This window comes from Bradyrhizobium sp. HKCCYLRH3097 (genome assembly GCF_051167875.1).
GTDB lineage: Bacteria > Pseudomonadota > Alphaproteobacteria > Rhizobiales > Xanthobacteraceae > Bradyrhizobium.
This window is the reverse complement of sequence record NZ_JBNPTX010000012.1, coordinates 134075-153960: the sequence shown is the minus strand read 5'-3', so window position 1 is coordinate 153960 and position 19886 is coordinate 134075. Positions and strand designations below refer to the sequence as shown.

General features: G+C 66.6%; 17 protein-coding genes. 13 read left to right on the top strand and 4 right to left on the bottom strand.

The window, feature by feature from the left end; genetic code table 11:
* Positions 1-2 precede the first annotated feature (2 nt).
* Positions 3-530, top strand: coding sequence for a GNAT family N-acetyltransferase (locus ACQR0U_RS25820; RefSeq protein WP_434843763.1), 528 nt, complete (start codon positions 3-5; stop codon positions 528-530).
* 27 nt (positions 531-557) lie between these two features.
* Here the strand turns inward: ACQR0U_RS25820 and tpiA are convergent, their stop codons facing one another.
* The gene (gene tpiA / locus ACQR0U_RS25815; RefSeq protein WP_315750930.1) at positions 558-1313 is read right to left on the bottom strand and encodes a triose-phosphate isomerase; all 756 of its coding nucleotides are present in this window, start codon (positions 1311-1313) and stop codon (positions 558-560) included.
* Positions 1314-1535: 222 nt separating this feature from the next.
* Here tpiA and ACQR0U_RS25810 point away from each other — a divergent pair, with 222 nt between their 5' ends.
* From ACQR0U_RS25810 to ACQR0U_RS25790, 5 genes are all read left to right on the top strand, one after another.
* Positions 1536-3443 carry a peptidylprolyl isomerase gene (locus tag ACQR0U_RS25810; protein WP_315750928.1) on the top strand — a complete coding sequence of 636 codons (1908 nt, stop codon included), beginning with the start codon at positions 1536-1538 and terminating at the stop codon, positions 3441-3443.
* A 23-nt stretch (positions 3444-3466) separates the two neighbouring features.
* Positions 3467-4480: an anthranilate phosphoribosyltransferase gene (trpD, locus tag ACQR0U_RS25805; protein WP_315711632.1), complete on the top strand. Its 1014-nt coding sequence runs from the start codon at positions 3467-3469 to the stop codon at positions 4478-4480.
* Between the two features lie 16 nt (positions 4481-4496).
* Positions 4497-5315 (top strand): indole-3-glycerol phosphate synthase TrpC, encoded by an 819-nt coding sequence (gene trpC, locus ACQR0U_RS25800; protein WP_434843766.1) that lies wholly within the window; start codon positions 4497-4499, stop codon positions 5313-5315.
* 2 nt (positions 5316-5317) lie between these two features.
* Positions 5318-5812, top strand: a complete 495-nt coding sequence (moaC, locus tag ACQR0U_RS25795; protein WP_316165272.1) for a cyclic pyranopterin monophosphate synthase MoaC — start codon at positions 5318-5320, stop codon at positions 5810-5812.
* A gap of 152 nt (positions 5813-5964) precedes the next feature.
* The gene (locus ACQR0U_RS25790; protein ID WP_434843767.1) at positions 5965-8676 is read left to right on the top strand and encodes a bifunctional diguanylate cyclase/phosphodiesterase; all 2712 of its coding nucleotides are present in this window, start codon (positions 5965-5967) and stop codon (positions 8674-8676) included.
* A gap of 241 nt (positions 8677-8917) precedes the next feature.
* Here the strand turns inward: ACQR0U_RS25790 and ACQR0U_RS25785 are convergent, their stop codons facing one another.
* Positions 8918-10252 carry a S41 family peptidase gene (locus ACQR0U_RS25785; RefSeq protein ID WP_315827483.1) on the bottom strand — a complete coding sequence of 445 codons (1335 nt, stop codon included), beginning with the start codon at positions 10250-10252 and terminating at the stop codon, positions 8918-8920.
* 420 nt (positions 10253-10672) lie between these two features.
* On the opposite strand from ACQR0U_RS25785, the gene ACQR0U_RS25780 reads away from it, so the two are divergent.
* Together ACQR0U_RS25780 and ACQR0U_RS25775 are read left to right on the top strand one after the other, a co-directional pair.
* On the top strand, positions 10673-11809 hold the full coding sequence (locus ACQR0U_RS25780; RefSeq protein WP_315711627.1) for an alpha-hydroxy acid oxidase: 1137 nt from the start codon (positions 10673-10675) through the stop codon (positions 11807-11809).
* A 45-nt stretch (positions 11810-11854) separates the two neighbouring features.
* A complete protein-coding gene (locus ACQR0U_RS25775; protein WP_315711626.1) occupies positions 11855-12484 on the top strand; it encodes an HAD family hydrolase in 630 nt (209 codons plus the stop codon).
* A 584-nt stretch (positions 12485-13068) separates the two neighbouring features.
* Here the strand turns inward: ACQR0U_RS25775 and ACQR0U_RS25770 are convergent.
* Both ACQR0U_RS25770 and ACQR0U_RS25765 read right to left on the bottom strand, forming a co-directional pair.
* A complete protein-coding gene (locus tag ACQR0U_RS25770) occupies positions 13069-14058 on the bottom strand; it encodes an alpha/beta hydrolase (protein WP_315711625.1) in 990 nt (329 codons plus the stop codon).
* Between the two features lie 12 nt (positions 14059-14070).
* A complete protein-coding gene (locus tag ACQR0U_RS25765; RefSeq protein ID WP_315711623.1) occupies positions 14071-15003 on the bottom strand; it encodes an MBL fold metallo-hydrolase in 933 nt (310 codons plus the stop codon).
* Positions 15004-15087: 84 nt separating this feature from the next.
* Between ACQR0U_RS25765 and ACQR0U_RS25760 the strand changes: the two genes are divergently transcribed.
* From ACQR0U_RS25760 to ACQR0U_RS25740, 5 genes are all read left to right on the top strand, one after another.
* Complete coding sequence (locus ACQR0U_RS25760; RefSeq protein ID WP_315711622.1) at positions 15088-16041, top strand: LysR family transcriptional regulator; 954 nt, start codon at positions 15088-15090, stop codon at positions 16039-16041.
* An 8-nt stretch (positions 16042-16049) separates the two neighbouring features.
* Positions 16050-16859, top strand: a complete 810-nt coding sequence (locus tag ACQR0U_RS25755; protein ID WP_434843769.1) for an alpha/beta fold hydrolase — start codon at positions 16050-16052, stop codon at positions 16857-16859.
* Positions 16860-16991: 132 nt separating this feature from the next.
* On the top strand, positions 16992-18203 hold the full coding sequence (locus ACQR0U_RS25750) for a molybdopterin molybdotransferase MoeA (protein ID WP_434843770.1): 1212 nt from the start codon (positions 16992-16994) through the stop codon (positions 18201-18203).
* A gap of 205 nt (positions 18204-18408) precedes the next feature.
* The gene (gene lexA, locus ACQR0U_RS25745) at positions 18409-19107 is read left to right on the top strand and encodes a transcriptional repressor LexA (RefSeq protein ID WP_172109545.1); all 699 of its coding nucleotides are present in this window, start codon (positions 18409-18411) and stop codon (positions 19105-19107) included.
* Positions 19108-19381: 274 nt separating this feature from the next.
* Positions 19382-19822 (top strand): hypothetical protein, encoded by a 441-nt coding sequence (locus ACQR0U_RS25740; RefSeq protein WP_434843771.1) that lies wholly within the window; start codon positions 19382-19384, stop codon positions 19820-19822.
* Positions 19823-19886 lie beyond the last annotated feature (64 nt).

Genomic DNA, 19886 nt, shown 5'->3' with positions numbered 1-19886 from the left:
GAATGTCCGCGATTCGAATTGCAGCCCTATCGGACACGCCGGTCGTTCGAAGCGCGCTTCGCGCAATGCTGATCGAAACGGTCGCCCATGGTGGCTCGGTCAGCTTCATGCATCCGCTTCGCGAGGAGGACGCCGACGCGTTCTGGCGGGAATCGCTTTCGGCCGCGGCCCGCGGCGAACGAGCCGTCCTCGGCGCCTTCGACGGTGAGGATGTGATCGCGACCGTGACGCTGCAGTTGAAGCTGCCGCCCAACCAGCCGCACCGCGCCGAGATCGCAAAGATGATGACGCGCATCAGCCACCGCAAACGCGGAGTTGCGACCGCGCTGCTGAGCGCGGTCGAAGACCTCGCCCGCGCGCATGGGCGGACGATGCTGGTCCTCGACACCGCCGAGGATGGGGGCGCCTCATGGCTTTATGAGAGCGTCGGCTTCCAGCTGAGCGGAACCATTCCGGACTATGCCTTGAAGCCGCATGGCGGCCTTACCGGCACGAAGATCTATTGGAAGCGAATCGAACGGGCGGACTGAGGCGCGCGCTTTCGCTCACGTTGCATCTCAACAGCCCTTCGCAATGGCGAGAAAGTCTGAGGCTTTCAGGCTGGCGCCGCCGACCAACGCGCCGTTGACATTCGCGACCGCCATCAGCTCGGCCGCATTGGAGGGCTTCACCGAGCCGCCATAGAGGATGCGCGTCCGCGCTCCCTCCTGCTTGAAGCGATCGATCAGCAGCTCTCTGATAAAGGCATGAATCTGCTCGACATCCTTGGCAGTCGGGGTCAGGCCGGTGCCGATCGCCCAAACCGGCTCATAGGCCACGACCAGGTTGCCGGCCCGTGATTCCTGCGGCAGGCTGAGGTTGAGCTGGCCGCGCAGGATGTCGAGCGTCTGCCCTGCATCGCGCTGCTGCTGGGTTTCGCCGACGCAAACGATCGCGACCAGCCCGGCGCGCCACACCGCCTCGGTCTTCTGGTGCACCACAACATCGCTTTCGCCATGATCGGCACGCCGCTCGGAATGGCCGACGATGATGGCGGTGGCGCCAGCATCGGCCAGCATCTCCGCCGAAATGTCCCCGGTATGGGCTCCCGACGCCTTGGGGTGGCAATCCTGAGCGCCAACCGCGATCGCGTGGGAGCCGCGCGCCCTTTCGGCGAAGCCTGCCACCAGGGTGGCGGGAGGACAGACCAGCAGGTCGGCCTTTCCGGTGACCTCGGCGGCTCCGGCCAGCATGGCGTCGAACTCGGCGGTCGAGGCCTTCAGGCCGTTCATTTTCCAATTGCCGGCGATCAGCGGCCGGATGCGGTCGGTCATGGCGGAATTCCAGCAAATGTTGTGACAGACATCGGCTAGCAGAGCCCTTCGACGAGCACCAGAGCGGGAGCCGTCTTCCCACCGCTTCAATCGGCCTCAGGGCCGAGGTTGCGACCGGGCGGCCGCCTCTTTATAAGCCGTTTCAACTCGGTGACGGCCTTTTGCGGAATCTGCTTTAAGGCGCGGCCTCTTCATCCTTTTTCCTGCAGACAGACTGGACCCATGCTTCGAGGATTACGCAAGGCCTCATCAAACTGGCTCGGCAAGACCATCATGGCGGTGGTCATGGGCGTTTTGATCGTCAGTTTCGGCATCTGGGGCATCGCCGACATCTTCCGCGGCTTCGGGCAGTCGACGGCTGCAACCGTGGGACGCACGGAGATCTCGGTCAACGAGTTCCGGCAGATCTATACCGACCGGCTGCAGCAGATCGGCCGCCAGCTCGGTCGTCCGCTGACCACCGAGCAGGCCCGCATGTTCGGGCTCGACCGCTCCGTGCTGCAGCAGACGATTGCGGAAGCCGCCCTCGATGAGCAGGCTCGCCGTCTCGGTCTCGCCCAGTCCGATGCGGAGACCATGCGGGTGATCCTCAGCGATCCCAACTTCAAGGGCCCGAACGGGGCGTTCGACCCGCAGCGCTTCCAGGCCATCATCCGCAATTTCGGCTTCACCGAGCAGCGCTACCTGGCTGACCAGCGCCGACAGTCGCTGCGGCGGCAGATCACCGGCACGATCGCGGCCGGGCTGGAGCCATCCAACACGATGCTCGAGGCGCTCGGCCGCTTCCAGAACGAGCAGCGCTCGATCGATTACATCAAGCTCGACGCGGCGCAGGCCGGCACCATCGATGCGCCCTCGCCCGAGGTTCTCGCGTCCTATTTCGAAGAGCACAAAGCCCAGTTCAAGGCGCCGGAATATCGCAAGATCTCCTTCGTCGTGGTGACGCCCGAAGAGATCGGCAAGTGGACCGACGTATCTGACGAGGACGCCAGGAAGCTGTTCGACCAGCGCAAGGCGCTGATGGGCACGCCGGAGAAGCGCCAGGTCCAGCAGATGACCTTCCCCACCATGGAGGAGGCGCAAGCGGCGCGCGCCCGGATCGCCGCGGGTGAAGTCACGTTCGACGAACTCGCCAAGGAGCGCAACCTCAACCCAGCCGATCTCGATCTCGGTCTGGTGACGAAATCGGCGATTCTCGACCCTGTCGTTGCCGATACCGCCTTCTCGCTGCCGACCGGCGAGGTCAGCCAGCCCGTCAAGGGCGCATTCAACGTGGCGCTGGTCAAGGTCAGCGCGATTCAGCCGGGCCAGCAGCCCGAATATGAGAGCGTCGCTGCCGACATCAAGAAGGAGATCGCAGCCGACCGCGCCAAGTCGCAAGTCGCCAATCTTCGCGACAAGATGGAAGACGAGCGCGGCGGTGGCGCCAGCGTCGCCGAGGCCGCCAAGAAGCTCGGTCTCAATGCCATCACACTCGAAGCCGTCGACAGGTCCGGCAAGCAACCCAACGGCCAGCCCGTTTCGAACATCCCGCTTGGCCTGGATGTCGTTGCGCAGGCCTTCACCAGCGACGTCGGTGTCGACAACGAGCCGATCTCGTTCCGCGGCGGCTATGTCTGGTTCGAGGTTCTCGGCATCACCCCGCCGCGCGATCGCCCCCTCGACGAGGTCAAGGATCAGGTCGCCGCGCGCTGGCGCGACGACGAAGTCGCCACCAAGCTGCGCGCGAAGGCCACCGAGCTGGTCAAGAAGCTCAGCGAGGGCGGCAAGCTCGCCGACGAGGCGGCATCGCTCGGCGTGAAGGTCGAGACGGCCAGCGCGTTCAAGCGCGACGCCTCGGTGCCCGGCGTCCCCACCGGCGCGATCACCGCCGCATTCCGCACGGCGAAGGACGGCGTCGGCCAGACCGAGGCTGATGGCGGCCGGCGGTGGATTGTGTTCCGTGTCACCGACATCATCGAGCCGAAGGTCGACCTCGCGTCCGAAGACACCAAGAAGCTGAAGGACCAGTTGCAGCGCGCGCTCGCCGACGAGCAAGGCACGGCCTATGTCATGAAGCTCGAGAAGGACATCGGGACGACGATCAACGAGGCTGCGGTGGCCCAGGTGGTCGGCGGCAACAATCAGTGACGGGTTTGCTAGGGGCACGCGTGATGGACGATCTCAAGTCGATCATTGGCAAGGTGGCGACCGGCGCGCCGCTGTCCCGCGAGGAGGCGGCGTCCGCCTTCGACAGCATGATGTCGGGCGAGGCGACGCCGTCGCAGATGGGCGCGCTGCTGATGGCGCTGCGCGTGCGCGGCGAGACGGTCGAGGAGATCACCGGCGCCGTCAGCGTGATGCGGGCGAAGATGCTGCGCGTCGATGCGCCGGCGAGCGCGGTCGACATCGTCGGCACCGGCGGTGACGGCTCCGGCTCGGTCAACGTCTCGACCTGCGCCTCCTTCATCGTGGCCGGCGCCGGCGTGCCGGTCGCCAAACACGGCAACCGCGCACTGTCGTCCCGCTCCGGCGCCGCCGACGTGCTCGCCGCGCTCGGCGTCAAGATCGACCTGAAGCCTGACCAGGTCGGGCGCTGCGTGCGCGAGGCCGGCATCGGCTTCATGTTCGCACCCGCGCATCATCCGGCGATGAAGAACGTCGGGCCGACCCGGGTCGAGCTCGCCACCCGCACGATCTTCAATCTGCTCGGTCCCCTGTCCAATCCGGCCGGCGTCAGGCGCCAGATGGTCGGCGTGTTCTCGCGGCAATGGGTCGAGCCGTTGGCCCACGTGCTGAAGAATCTCGGCTCGGAGGCCGCCTGGGTCGTGCACGGCTCCGACGGGCTCGACGAGATCACCTTGACCGGCCCGACCTTTGTCGCCGCGCTGGAGAACGGTCATATCCGCACCTTCGAGGTCACGCCCGAAGAGGCCGGGCTTGGCCTGTGCGGCAGCGACGGTCTGAAGGGCGGCGACGCCGAAGCCAACGCGGTGGCCCTGCAGAGCGTGCTGGACGGCCTGCCGAGCCCCTATCGCGACGTGGCGCTGCTGAACGCCGCGGCGGCGCTGGTCGTTTCCGGACGCGCCAAGACGCTGAAGGAAGGCGTCGCAATCGGCCGGGATTCGCTCGACAGCGGCGCCGCGGCGGCGCGGCTGAAGCAGCTGATCGAGGTCTCCAACAGCTGATCCACCGGAGCGTGCCATGTCGGACATCCTGACCAAGATCGAAGCGTATAAGCGCGAGGAGATCGCGGCCGCCAAGCGGGCATGCCCGTTGCCGGAGCTCGAGGCCCGCGCGCGTGACGCTTCGCCGCCGCGCGGCTTCGTTGCCTCGATCCGAGCCAAGCATGCGAACGGCGACTACGCGCTGATCGCCGAGGTGAAGAAGGCCTCGCCGTCCAAGGGACTGATCCGCGCCGATTTCGATCCGCCGGTGCTTGCCAAGGCCTACGAGGCCGGCGGCGCGGCCTGCCTGTCGGTGCTGACAGATACGCCGTCGTTCCAGGGCCATCTCGACTTCATGGTCGCCGCGCGGGCCGCGACCGCCCTGCCCGTGCTGCGCAAGGACTTCATGTTCGACACCTACCAGGTGATCGAGGCGCGTGCTCACGGCGCCGACTGCATCCTCATCATCATGGCCGCGCTGGACGATGCCGCCGCTGCGGACATCGAGGCTGCCGCGCTCGCCCACGGCATGGATGTGCTGATCGAAATCCATGATCGCGCCGAGCTCGATCGCGCGCTGAAGCTGCGCTCGCCGATGATCGGCATCAACAACCGCAACCTGCGAACCTTCGAGACCACGCTGGCGACCTCCGAAGCGCTGGCGCCGCTGGTCCCGGTCGAGCGTCTTCTGGTCGGCGAGAGCGGCATCTTCACGCCGGCCGATCTCGCGCGCCTGGCGCGCGTCGGCATCCAGACCTTCCTGGTCGGCGAGAGCCTGATGCGGCAGGCGGACGTCACGGCGGCGACGCGCGCGCTGCTTGCGCGCAATGCCGCCTCCGCCAGCGCGGCTGAGTGACCATGGCCGACAAGTCGCCCGACGCTCCCGCCCTGACCCACATCGACGCCCGCGGTGAAGCCCGCATGGTCGACGTGTCGGACAAGGCCGCGACCGAGCGAACCGCGACCGCCGAGGGCCGCGTCGTCATGAGCCCGGCGACGCTCGAGCTCATCCTGTCCGGCAACGCCAAAAAAGGTGACGTGCTCGGAACTGCCCGCATCGCAGGCATCATGGCCGCCAAGCGGACCTCCGAGCTGATTCCTCTGTGCCACCCGCTGGCGCTGTCCAAAGTCACCGTCGACATCACGCCCGATGCCGCACTACCCGGCTGCCTCGTCAGCGCCACCGTCAAGGTGACCGGGCCGACCGGCGTGGAGATGGAAGCCCTGACGGCCGTGTCCGTCGCCTGCCTGACCATTTACGACATGATCAAGGCGGCCGAGCGCGGCGTACGCATCGAAGGTATCCGCTTGACCGAAAAGATCGGCGGCAAGTCCGGGCACTATCGCGCTTGAAGAGATTACCAAGCCAAATACAACTTCGAATTAATTGTTCGCTAACTCAACTTCCTAACCTCACTTCCATTGCGGACCGATAGCAATGGTTGTGGGAGGGACATCGTAGCGGTTCCATCCCGAAGCGCCGATCGCAAGCGTATTCAGGACCGATGACGACCAACGCTAGTCCAGGGAATGCCCTCAGAGCTTCGACCGACCGCGGTGGACCGATCCGCTGGCTGGTCGGCGGAGGCCTCGTGCTGATTGCAGCCATCGCGATCGGTACGACCATCATGGCCGACAGTTTCCGGGAACGCGCGCTGAACAGCGCGACGCGTGAGCTGGAGAACACCGTCCTTCTGCTGGCGCGCCATTTCGATCAGCAGATGGAGGATCTCGGCGCGATCCAGCGCGATCTCGCCAACTACGTCCGACAGAACCACATCGACAGCGGCGCCCGCTTCAAGGAGCAGATGGGAAGCGCCGCCGTCAATGCCATGCTGAAGGACAAGCTGAGCGCGGTGACCTATGTCGGCGGTTTGAACATCTTCGACTCCGACGGCAACCTGATCAACTCCGGAGCGGCCTGGCCGGTGCCGCCCGTCAACATTGCCGATCGCACCTTTTTCAAGCGGCTGAAATCCGATCCGACCGCGCCGCAACTGCTGATCGAGCCGGTGGTGGGCCGGATCACCGGCACATATGTCGCAGTCATCGCCCTGAAACTGACCAGTCCCAACGGCGAGTTCCTGGGCATCATCAGCCGCAGTCTCGAACCCATCAATGTCGAGCGGTTCTTCGCCTCGGTCGCGCTCGGGCCCGACGCGGCGATCTCGATGATGCATCGCGACGGAACCCTTCTGGCTCGCCATCCACGCCATGAGGGCATGCAGAACCAGAACTACAAGAGCGCGCCGATCTTCCGCCAGATCCTGGCCGGCGATGGCAACACCACGGGCATTTTCAGCAGCCCCGTCGACGGCGAGCACCGCATCGGCGCATCGCACCGGCTGACGAGCTATCCCTTGATCGTGACCGCGACGACGACGGTCTCGGCGGCGCTCGCCGACTGGCGCGAGCAGATGCGCTTCCTGATCGCCGTCGGCGTGACGTCGGTCCTGCTGATCGCCGGCATGCTTTACGTCGTGGTGCGCCGGCTGATCAGCGACCACGACGCCTCCAGCCGCCGCTTGACGCTGGAGAAGGAACGGCTCGACAAGGCCGTCAACAACATGACCCAGGGCCTCTTGCTGTTCGATGCATCGGAGCGCCTGGTCATCAGCAACCAGCGCTACGTCGACATGTACGGCCTGTCTGCCGACGTCGTGAAACCAGGCTGCACGTTTCGCGCGCTGATCGCGCACCGCAAGGCCACCGGCTCGCTGGCGGGCGACGACGTCGAATATGCCGATGCGGTGCTGCGCGACATCGGCCGCAAGACCTCGCAGATCATCGAGACCACGGACGGTCGCTGGATCCAGATCGTCAACGAGCCGATCGCGGGCGGCGGCTGGCTCGCCACCCACGAGGACATTACCGAGCGCAAACGGTCCGAGGAGCAGATCACGCATCTGGCGCACTACGACGCCCTGACGGATCTGCCGAACCGCACCCTGTTCCACGAGCGCCTCAAGGAGGAGCTGACCGGCGTCCCCCACGGCCGGCGCCTCGCGCTGCACTACATCGACATCGACGAGTTCAAGGGCGTCAACGATTCGCTCGGCCACCTCATCGGCGACGAGCTGTTGAAATCCGTCGCGGCGAGCCTGAGCGCCTGTGTCGGCAGCGCAGGGTTCGTCGCCCGCCTTGGCGGCGACGAGTTCGCCGTGGTCCAGACGGCGATCCGCAACCGGGAGGATGTCGAACAGCTGATCGAGGATATTCTCGGCGCGATCCGCGCCCCGCGTGACTGCCTCGGCCATCAGCTCACGACCGACGCCTCGATCGGCGTGGCGTTGATCCCCGAGCACGGCACCGATCTCGACCAGATCATGAAGAACGCCGATCTGGCGATGTACGCCGCCAAGGCCGCGGGACGCCGCACCTGGCGCTTCTTCGAGCCCGAGATGGACGCCCAGATCAAGGCGCGCCACCAGCTCGAGGTCGACCTGCGCCAGGCCATGGCCGACGATCGACTCGAGGTCTACTACCAGCCTTGTCTGAGCCTGCAGGACGACCGCATCGTCGGTTGCGAGGCGCTGGTGCGCTGGAAGCATCCGACCCGCGGCGCCGTCTCGCCGGCCGAGTTCATTCCGATCGCCGAGGACACCGGCCTCATCAACCTGCTCGGCGAACGCGTCCTCCAGGTCGCCTGCACCGAGGCGGTGAGCTGGCCGGACGACATCCGGCTCGCCGTCAACGTCTCGCCGGTGCAGTTCAAGAGCGGCACCCTGGCGCTCAAGGTCGCCAATGCACTTGCGACCTCCGGCCTGCCGCCGCATCGGCTGGAGCTCGAGATCACCGAAGCGGTGCTGATCCGCGACGACGACGCGCTCGACACCCTGCACCAGTTGCGCGCGCTCGGCGTCCGCATCGCGCTCGATGATTTCGGCACCGGCTATTCGAGCCTCAGCTATCTCCAGCGCATTCCGTTCGACAAGATCAAGATCGACCGCTGTTTCGTCAAGGACATCACCGAGAGCGAGGGTTCCGCGGCGATCGTCCAGGCCGTGGTCAACATCGCCGCCATCCGCAAGATGTCGACGACCGCCGAGGGCGTCGAGACCGAGGCGCAGCGGCAGGTGCTGAAGCGGCTCGGCTGCTCGGAGATGCAGGGCTATCTGTTCAGCCCTCCGAAGCCCGCAGCCGACGTGCGGCAATTGTTCGCCGCGCAGCGCGCCAATCCCTCATCCGGCCGCCGTTCGCGCTCGGACGCCGCCTGAGCCGGTTCCGAACCGATAAATACCGTTGCAATTTGAGGCTTTTCCGCAAGCCAGATTCAAACCCTGCCGACCGGTCATGCCTTGAAGTCCACGGCTCCGCCATGATCTACGGGACACAGACGGACATACTCCGTGTTCGCCTGTACACGCTGGTCGAAAACCACGGCGGGACGGCCTCAGGGCCGCCCCGTCGGGTGTGAGCATCGCGCGTCGCAAGCCGCGCACCCGCCCGCTTCGCAGATCAGTTCGGCACCGCCGCCTTGGCGCGGACGTCGGCGTTCACCGTGACGCCCCGCAGCACGTTGAATGCGGCGTGCAGCGCCTTGTCGTCCTTCTCGTCCGGCGGAACGTAGGACTGCGAGCCGGTCTGCTCGGTGCCGTCGGCAGCGGAGAGATGGCCGCGCATGCCGGCCTCGCCCTTGAGGTCGCCGCGATCCTTCAGTTCGTCCGGCACGTCCTGCTTCACCTCGATGTCCGGCGCGATGCCCTGCGCCTGGATCGAGCGGCCCGACGGCGTGTAGTAGCGCGCCGTGGTCAGCGCCAGCGCGCCGTTGCCAGCGCCGAGCGGAATGATGGTCTGCACCGAGCCCTTGCCGAACGAGCGCGTGCCGACCAGGGTCGCACGCTTGTGATCGTGCAGCGCGCCGGCCACGATCTCCGACGCCGAGGCCGAGCCGCCATTGATCAGCACCACGAGCGGCTTGCCCTTGGTGAGGTCGCCGCCGCGCGCGGTGAAGCGCTGCGTCTCCTCCGGATTGCGGCCGCGGGTGGAGACCACCTCGCCCCGCGGCAGGAACGTGCTGGAGACCGACACGGCCTGATCGAGCAGCCCGCCCGGATTGTTGCGCAGGTCGACCACGTAGCCGGCGAGCTTCTCCTGCGGGATCTCCTTGGAGATGCTGGCGACCGCCTTGCGCAGACTCTCGGTGGTCTGCTCGTTGAAGGATGTGATGCGGATATAACCGATGTCGCCGCCTTCGGTGTGATAGCGCACCGGGCGCACCTTGATGATCTCGCGCGTCAGCGTAACGTCGAGCGGTGCGTCCTTGCCCTTGCGCATGATGGTGAGCTTGGTCTTGGTGTTGACGCCGCCCTTCATCTTGGCGACGGCCTGCTCGAGCGTCAGTCCCTGCACCGCCTCGCCGTCGATCTTGGCAATGAGATCGCCCGAGAGAACGCCGGCCTTGGACGCGGGCGTGTCATCGATCGGCGCGACGACCTTGACCAGGCCCTCCTCCATGGTGACCTCGAGACCGAGTCCGCCGAACTCGCCGGACGTGGTCTCCTGCATGTCGCGCCAGGACTTGTCGTTCATGTAGCGCGAATGCGGATCGAGCGACGACACCATGCCGTTGATGGCGCCTTCGATCAGCGCGGGATCGCTGGGCTTCTCGACATAGTCGGCGCGGACACGCTCGAACACCGCACCGAACAGATTGAGCTGCGAATAGGTGTCGGCCATGCCGGCCGCGGCCTTGGCCTTGGCCACGAGTTGCGCGCCGTCGGGACCCGTCACCATCAGGGTCAGACCGACGCCGGTCATCGTGCCCGCCAAGAACAGCCAGTTTTTCCGCATTGTTTGCTTCCCGAGCGTTTGTTGGATGGCCGGCCGATCTAAAGGGTCCGCACGCATCGCCGGCGCGATTTGTGTTGCGAACTCACACCACATTTCCGGTTTCTTCAAGGCCGATATTGCGCCGCCGTACCGGAGCCCGACCGCCGGCGCCGTATCCGAAATGGACGTTCGCAGGCTGAAATCAAGATCAGGGCTGCGCCTGTCGTCCTCCAGGGCCCGGCTGCACATATCCGGTCTTTCACGGCACCTGTCATCACAATTCGACGAGCCGTGTGCAGCGACGCGATTGATGGCCTGCGCCTGCGGCGGCGCCCCCGCGCGCGGCGGCGAACTCCAGTTCGGAATGCCTTGCACCCGGACCGCTCGATGGGCAATGCTCCGCGGCAAAACCGCAAACAGGACAGTCGCTGGGAGGCAACCATGAACCAACGGACCCCGATCGAGGCCGGGTGGAGGAACGTCGAGCTCGGTTCGAGCGACGAGAAGTTCCAGAACCTTCACGAGTTCATCCGCAAGGCGCGAGCCCAGCTCAACCAGAATGCCTGGGACTACATCATCGGCGGGGCCGAGACCGAGACGACGCTGCGCCGGAACCGGATGGCGCTCGACGAGATCGCATTCCGTCCGCGCGTGCTGCGCGACGTCTCCAGGGTCGATGCCTCGGTCGAAACTTTCGGCCGCAGGCTCCGCCTGCCGGTGGTCATGGCCCCGGTCGGTGCGCTCGAAATCTTCGATCCGGCAGGCGCCGCCAGCGTGGCCCGTGGAGCGGGCCGGTTCGGGGTCGCGCACATGCTGAGCTCGGTGTCCGAGCCCGGGCTGGAGAAGACCGCCCAGGCCGCTCCCGACGCGCTGCGCATCTTCCAGCTCTATGTCCGCGGTGACGACGCCTTCGTCGAGGACTATGTGAGCCGCGCCATCGCCAACACATACACGGCGTTCTGCCTCACCGTCGACACCGCCCATTACAGCCGGCGCGAGCGCGACATCGCCAAGCGCTACGTGCGCGAAAGCCGGCTGCGCGCGACCGGCGGCGATCATCAGAAGGCGCTGAGCTGGCATACCGTCAAGCTGATCAAGGACAAGTTCAAGCTGCCGCTGATCATCAAGGGCATCGCGACCGCCGAGGACGCACAGATCGCCGTCGATCACGGCGTCGACTGGATCTACGTCTCGAACCATGGCGGCCGCCAGCTCGATCATGGCCGCGGCGCGATGCACGTGCTGCCGGAGATCGTCGCGGCGGTGAAGGGCCGGGCCAGGATCATGGTCGACGGCGGCTTCTGCCGCGGCACCGACATCGTCAAGGCGATTGCGGCCGGCGCCGATCTCGTCGGCATTGGCCGGCTGCAATGCTGGGCGCTGGCGGCCGCAGGCGAGGACGGCATCCTGCGCATGCTCGAGCTGCTGGAGGACGAGGTGATCCGCACGCTCGGCCTGCTCGGCGTCACCTCGTTCGCGGAGCTGAACGCGTCCTATCTGCATCCGGCGGCCGCCACCAACCTGCCCAGCGTGGTCAGCGCGTTTCCGCTGGTCGACATCGAGCCCTACCGTTATTGAGGAGGCGCCGCTTCCGTCCCACGCAAGGCATCGTCGACCCGCCCCATGCCCGCCTCCGCTCTCCGCCCCGGCGTCGCCGACGCGCTGCTGTTCGACCTCGGCCGCGTCGTCATCGACATCGATTTCGTCCAGGTGGTCTCGCGCTGGGCAGCGCATGCCGGCTGTCCGCCGGAGCGCATCGCCGCGCGCTTCGTGCGCGACGAGATCTATCACGGGCACGAGCGCGGCACCGTCTCCGATGCCGCGTTCTTCGCCAACCTGCGCCGGCAGCTCGGCATCGACATCACCGACGCGCAGTTTCTCGAGGGCTGGAACGCGATCTTCGTCGGCCCGATGCCGGGCATCGCCCCGCTGCTCGCACGCGCGGCTTCGAGACTGCCGCTCTATGCCTTCTCCAACACCAACCAGCCGCACATCGATCACTTCTCGCCGCGCTATGCCGACTTGCTCGGTCACTTTCGCGAGATCTTCCTGTCGTCGTCGATCGGCCTGCGAAAGCCGGATGCCGAGGCGTATGATCACGTCGTGCAGGCGATCGGCGTGCCGGCCGAGCGGATCGTTTTCTTCGACGATCTCGCTGAAAACATCGACGGCGCGCGGACGAGCGGGCTGCAGGCGGTGCTGGTGCGCTCGACGGCCGACATCGCCGCGGCGCTGGAGGCGCTCGGGATCTGATCGCGTCGCGCAAGGGTGCGTCATGGCCAGCGGCGTGACGTTCTGAAGGGCTGCGCTCGCAATGACGGTGCCCACTCCTGCAAAATTGTTCTCGCGGCACGATGTGCCCGAGCTTTGCTGCTCTCATTTCACCCTCCTCCAATCGGAGGGCGCAGGGAATGCCGGGCTGCAGGCCGCAACCCATGGCCCGCCTGCAGAAAAAAAGCAGGCGGCAGTCACCACAGGTCCAGCCGACATCCGGCATTCCCTGCGCGATGGTCTTCACGCTTATACGCGATCTCCCCGGTGCTCGGCTTGTTGGCCACCGTCGCCGACGGGATCATCAGTACCCGCCGGCTTGGCATCAGCGTCGGGATGCCAGGACCACGCGACTTCACGTCCGCGCCATGCCGTTCGTCCGCGCGCCATCAGAGCACGCTGCGACACGTCGCGGCCACCGCATCCCGCGCTCCACGTCCGTGACGATCGCGAAGCGCCCCTCCTGTCGAGCACGGGACCAAATCAGCATAGCAGCTTTTTCCGAAAAAGCGAATCCTAAATGCGACGGCCGGCAACGGCACCATCCGGCCCGTCTCCCGCGACGATCAACGCGCCGGCACGACGCGCTCGTCCAGAAATCCGATCACCGCGTCGAACGCCTGCCGTCGATTCCGCTCCATCAGGATCATGTGCGTGCCCTGCCCGATCTCGACCAGGCGCTTGTATGGCGCGCTCACCAGGCGAACGAACAGGTCGTGCGCCATCGCGAAGCGGACATCCACATCCCATTCCGCCGCGAGCACGAGAACCGGGCAGTCGATCGTGCTGGGATCGTAGATCGGCTGGTCCACGGTCCAATGCTCGCGCACGTCCTGCACCGCGCCCGAAGGCGCGCGGATCGCGCCGGGGTACGGCGAGTCCGGATCGGTCGCGAGCGTCGCCTCCGCCCAGGACTCGAACCAGCCGTCCGGAATCAGCTTGTCCCGCGCCTGCTCCGGAGCGGCGCCGCGCCACACAGCCTCGAACGCGCGCGGGCTGACGATCCGATAGGCGCCGAGCGGTCCGCCGGCGTCGATGCGCAGCGGCTCGCTGGACAGCCAGAGCGGCGTCACCAGGATCAGCTTCTCGAGCTTCGCGCTCGCCGCGCTCGCGAACATGCCCGCGACCGTGGCGCCCCAGGACATGCCGAGCACGTTGGCCCGCGGGACGTCGCGATGCCGGCAGATGAAGTCCACTGCCGCGCCGAAATCGTCCACGGCGGTCCGCGCATTGACCAATGGAGATCCCTCCTCGGCCGCCCGCGACATCTCTGGCGGCCGGCTGGAGCCGCCATAGCCGCGCGCATCGACGGCCCAGACGTCGTAGCCGGCCTGCGCCAGGACATCCATGAAGGAGGCGCCGCCGACCGCGACGTCGAACAGGCTGGCGGATGAAAAGGTGGCGCCGTGCATCATCACCAGCGTACGGTCGGCCGAGAACCGTTGCACGTCATGCCGGCGCTTGTTGATGAGCTGAAGCTGGACATCGGACACCGGCCCTTCGATCAGGCGGTGCTGGGAAACGATGCGCGAGGAGGACGTTGCGTTCTCGGTCATGGTCACCTCGGATCAGGCGAAGTGCCACGCGAACCGGTCGCCGTCGCGGCTGATCCGCCCGGCCGAGGACTCGGCGAAGTGGGTCGTGAACACGAGGGAGCCGATCTCGGCGGCATGGTTCATCGCCCATCGGCGTGAGGTCCGCGCCGCATCCGGGAATTCGCAATAGACCGAGTTCCAGTCCGGACGCGCGACCTGCAGCGGATGATGCATCACGTCGCCCCAGAACAGCGCGCGCTCGCCACGTGAGCTGAAGCTGATGCAGGCGTGATCGATGCTGTGACCGGGGCTCGGCAGAAAACGGAAGCCGTCGGCGACCTCGCTGCCATCCACCGCGATCTCGCGCGCGAGGCCGGCCTCGACGATCGGCAGCACGCTGTCTTCGTAGACCCCTGGCATCGGTGGATGCAGCATGGGGCCAAGCCCAGCTGCGTCCCTGATTGCGGCGTCCGAGCCGTTGCCGGCCGAGAGTGCGGCGACATAGGCGCGCTCGCGGCCTGAGAAGACGTGCTGGGCGTTGGGAAACACCGGCGTCCAACGGCCATCGACAAGCTGCGTATTCCAGCCCACGTGATCGGCGTGCAGATGCGTCATCAGGACGAGGTCGACATCGTCGGGGGTGACGCCGGCTGCCCGCAGCCGGTCCAGAAACGGCTCGTTCAGGCGATGCAGGACGGCCGCGTCGGGTCGCTCCTTGTCATTGCCGGTGGCGGTGTCGATCAGAACCACCCGCTCCGGCGTCCGCACCAGCCAGCTATGGATGCTCAGGCGCAACGATCCCGTGCGCGGATCGACTGATCCCGGCCCGAACCGGCCGCGTTCCCGGGCAATGCTGGCGGCGTCCACACCAGGAAACAGAAACTCCCCCTCGACCGCATCGAGGCCGATCTCGAAGATCCTCGTGATGGTGGCGTCTCCGACGCGATAGGTCGTGATGTCCTGCATGTCTGGCGGCCTCGATCCGAACGGTGGTCTTGTCTGGGCCGAGATCTAGGACTAGGTCATACATTCCTCAAATCGATCCAGCTCATGCAGTCCATCGATCACTTCGATCTTCGCTCCTTCGACCTCAATCTGCTGGTCGCATTCGACGCGCTGATGCAGGAGCGCAGCGTGACGCGCGCGGCGGCGCGCCTCAAGGTGGGGCAGCCGGCAATGAGCCATTCGCTGTCGACGCTTCGCGTGCTGCTGCAGGATGAGCTGTTCGTCCGCGTCGGCACGATCATGCAACCGACGCCGCGGGCGGCGGCGCTCGCCGGGCCGGTTCGGGCGGCGCTGGGGCAGATGCAGGCTGCGCTGCACGCCGCACCGGAGTTCGACCCGGCGACCGAGCAGCGCACCATCCGCTTGGGATTTTCGAGCGAGGTGGAGCTGCTGCTGATCCCCGAACTTGCGGCGCAGCTCCGTCGAACCGCGCCCGGCGTGCGGCTGCTCAGCCGGCCGACCGAGCGAAACGAGGTGCATCGGCTGCTCGACGATGGCGCCTTGGATGTTGCGGTCGGCTGCTTCGAGGCCGTGGCACAGCGGCACAGATCGCAATTCCTGTTCGAGCAGGCTCTGAGCTGCGTCTACAATCCAAAGCGCATCGCGATGAAAACGCCGATCAGCCTCGCCGACTATCTGTCGCTTCCGCACGCGCTGGTGACGCTGACCAACAGCCTGCAGGGCTGCCTGGAGGCGGCGCTGGATGAGATCGGCACCGAGCTCAACGTGGTCTCGGCCTCCTCGGAATTCCTCAGCGTGCTGGCGACGGTCGCCGCATCACCGGTGATCACGACGATACCGACCAGGATGGCGAAGCTCTACGGGCCGCGGTTTGGGCTGGCGCTCTGTCCCGCGCCGTTGAAGCTGCGGCTGCCGGCCGTCTCGATGGTCTGGCCGCTGCAGCTCGATCGTGATGCAGCATCGGTCTGGCTGCGGAACATGGTGGCGGACATCCTGCACACGACCGAGCGCGCCGCCTGTCGCGCGGCTGCGGGATAGCATTCAAAATGAACTCTCTGCATCACGTCTGCTCCGGCCGCGCGCGGCTCGCCGCCGAGGTTGCCGGCCAGGGAGACCCTGTCGTCTTCCTGCACGCCGCAGTGTTCGACCGCTCCATGTGGCGCGCGCAGATCGAGGGCGTCGCGGCAACGCATATGGCGATCGCCTATGACCGGCGCGGATTTGGTGAGACGGTCGCCTATGAGGAAGCTCATTCTCCGGTCGAGGACCTGCTCGCCGTCGTCGACGCGTTCGCGCCGGGGCGGCCGGCGACGCTGATTGCCTGCTCGCAAGGAGGCCGCATCGCGCTCGACTTCGCGCTTCGCCATCCGTCACGTATGGCATCGCTGGTGCTGATCGCACCTTCGATCAGCGGCGCGCCGGAGCCGGTCTATCCACCGGAGATCAAGGCGCTAACGGCGTCGTTGGCCGCTGCCGAGGCCGCACAGGATTGGGATCGGGTCAGCGCTATCAAGGCGCATCTGTGGGTCGACGGTCCCTTGCAGCGCGAGGGACGCATCTCCGGCGAGCCGCGCGAGACGTTCCTGAAGAAGAACGCCGCCGCACTCCGCGCGCCGCCAACCGGCGCGACTCTCGATATGGCACCAGCCTTCCCGCGCCTCGCGGAGATCGTCGCGCCATCGCTCGTCATCTGGGGGGACTTGGACTTTCCTCACATCCAGCAGCGAAGCAGGCTGCTCGCCGCAACAATGCCGAACGGGTCAGGACATGAGCTGGCCGGAACGGCGCACCTGCCGAGCCTGGACCGTCCGCAGGAGGTCACGCGGTTGATTGCAGACTTTCTCGCGCGATCGTGAGGCCGCGCCCCGGGCACGGCCCACAGCAGACGGTCGGAACGCAGGGAGCCGGCCTAGGCCCTTGGCCGCGCCGTGCGCGTTCGGTTAGAAGGCGATTCATTCGATCTGCCGTCTCCGTCCGAAGGAACTCCCATGGCCCTGATGCCGGTGTCTGATGCGTTGTCCGCCGTGCTCGCCGGCGCCGAGCCGCTGGCCGAGGAGCAGGTCGGGCTGGACGAAGCGTTTCACCGCATCCTGGCGCGGGACCTCGCGGCGCTGCGGACGCAGCCGCCCGAGGCGATGTCGGCGATGGACGGCTATGCCGTGCGCGCGGCGGACGCCGCCCAGGCCAAGGCGCGGCTGAAGGTCATCGGGGAGGTCGCGGCGGGGCGGCCGTTCGATCGCGTGGTTGGACCCGGCGAGGCGGCGCGGATCTTCACCGGTGGCGTTGTTCCGGAGGGCGCGGACGCGGTGGTGATCCAGGAGGACACGATCGCCGAAGATGGCCACGTCGTGATCACCGAGGCCGCGATCAAGGGCCGGCATATCCGGCCGGCGGGCGTCGACTTTCACCAGGGCATGGTGCTGCTGAAGTCCGGGCGCCGGCTCAGCGACCGCGACCTGTCGCTGGCGGCCAGCATGAATCATCCGGCGCTGCCGGTGCGGCGCCGGCCGAAGGTGGCGCTGCTCGCCACCGGCGACGAGCTGGTGATGCCGGGCTCGACGCCCGGCCCGGGCCAGATCGTCTATTCCAACGGCTACGCCTTGCGGGCGCTGGTGCGCAACGAGGGCGGGACCCCGATCGATCTCGGCATCGCCGCGGATACGATGGAGGCGACGATCGCCGGCATCCGCCGGGCCCGAGAGGCCAAGGCCGACATCTTGATCACGACCGGCGGCGCCTCGGTCGGCGATCACGACCTGGTCAAGCAGGCGCTCGAAGCCGAGGGCGTCGAGATGGCGTTCTGGAAGATCGCGATGCGGCCGGGCAAGCCGATGATGCACGGACGGCTCGGCGACATCAGGGTGATCGGACTGCCCGGCAATCCGGTGTCGTCCTATGTCTGCGCCCTCCTGTTCCTGGTGCCGCTGATTCGGCGGCTGCTCGGCCGCGACGAGGCCGTGATGCCGCGCGAGACCGCCCTGCTCGGCCGCGAGCTCGGGCCGAACGATTCGCGCGAGGACTATCTGCGGGCGCGGCTCGAAGAGCGCGCCGACGGCACGCTGATCGCCACCCCGGTGAGCCAGCAGGATTCGTCGCTGCTCGGCAATCTCGCGCTCTCGCAGGCTGTGGTGATCCGGCCGGCGTTTGCGCCGAAGGCGCCTGCCGGCAGCCCGTGCGAGATCCTGCGCCTGCCGAATTGAGCCGCTTCCCCGGTAAAGCCCGGTCTGTTCATCATATTTTTAGGATTGCGGAACACACATCGAACATATAGTGTCCGTTCATGATTTGTTTTTAGTATGTTGCGGGCGACGCGATGACGGTCCGACTCCAGGGCGCTCTCAGCCGGTTTGTGCGCGAGGCGCAGCTCTTGGACTCGGACGACAACAAACCGGGGACCAGGTCGAGATGCTGACGCGCAAACAGTACGAACTTCTGCGGTTCATCAACGAGCGGCTCAAGGAAGCCGGCGTGCCGCCGTCCTTCGACGAGATGAAGGATGCGCTCGATCTGCGCTCGAAGTCCGGCATTCATCGCCTGATCACGGCGCTCGAGGAGCGCGGCTTCATCCGCCGGCTGCCCAACCGCGCCCGCGCGATCGAGGTGATCAAGCTGCCCGAGCTGTCACAGGCCGCCAACAACCGCCGCGGCTTCACCCCATCGGTGATCGAGGGCAATCTCGGCAAGGTGCGCACCAGCACTCCCGCGCTGGACGATGGCGAGCGCCCCGTCGCAGTGCCGGTGATGGGCCGCATCGCCGCCGGTACTCCGATCGAGGCGCTACAGACGCGCAGCCACACCATCAGCGTGCCTGCCGACATGCTCGGCAACGGCGATCACTATGCGCTCGAGGTGCGCGGCGACTCCATGGTCGATGCCGGCATCCTCGACGGCGACATGGCGCTGATCCAACGCAACGAGACCGCCGACACCGGCGACATCGTGGTGGCGCTGATCGACGATGAGGAAGCGACGTTGAAGCGCTTCCGCCGCCGCGGCGCATCGATCGCGCTGGAGCCGGCCAACACCGCCTACGAGGTACGCATCCTGCCGCCGAACCGGGTGAAGATCCAAGGCAAGCTGGTCGGGCTGTACCGCAAGTACTGATCGCGAATGGGATCGGTCGATGGGCGGCGGGCGCACGCGCTTTCGCCGCCGATCGGAGGCTGCCCAGCAAAATACGTCACGCGCGAATGCACCTCATGATGTGCAGCGCGGCATGCTCAAACGCTTGTGATCGGCTGCGGGCACACGCGATGCAGATCAGCGCAGAATTGCCGCGAAGCGCGCGCTAACATCACCATCGATGTCCACTCTGATAGAGGCCTGCGCCTGTCCGGGGGGAGCGTGGGTCGGCTATCTCTCAACGAGGAGCGATCCGATGTGTGACTACAGCCTCCATGCGGTTGCGTCCCGTCCCGCCAAGGTCGGCGAGACGTTGATCTCGATGATCTTCCGTGGCACCGCCACCCGCGGCTTCGCGCTGGAGAGCGAGCCGACCGTCGCAGTCTGCATGCTGCCCGGCACCGAGTTGGCCTTCGCCGAGGACGTCCGCTACGACAGCCGCTGGCTCTGGACCCGGACGATCCGCGAGCGCGTCGCAAAGTTCAACAGCATCGAGACTCACATTCCCGATCGCCATCACGACGCGATCGAATTCGCCGATGGCCGCCACGTGCTGGTGACCCAGCTCTGCGAGGGCCAGCGCGTCACCGTGCTGCAATTGCCGGTCAGCAAGCAGCCGGCGGAGCGACGCCCGGACATCGCCGAGGACGTGCCGCCTTCGCAGGCCACACCGATTCGCCGCATCAGCATCACCTGAGGGGTCTCCGCATCGGCATTTCTCTCGGTCGTGAGCGAGCTTTCGACCGTGGGAGATTTGGGTT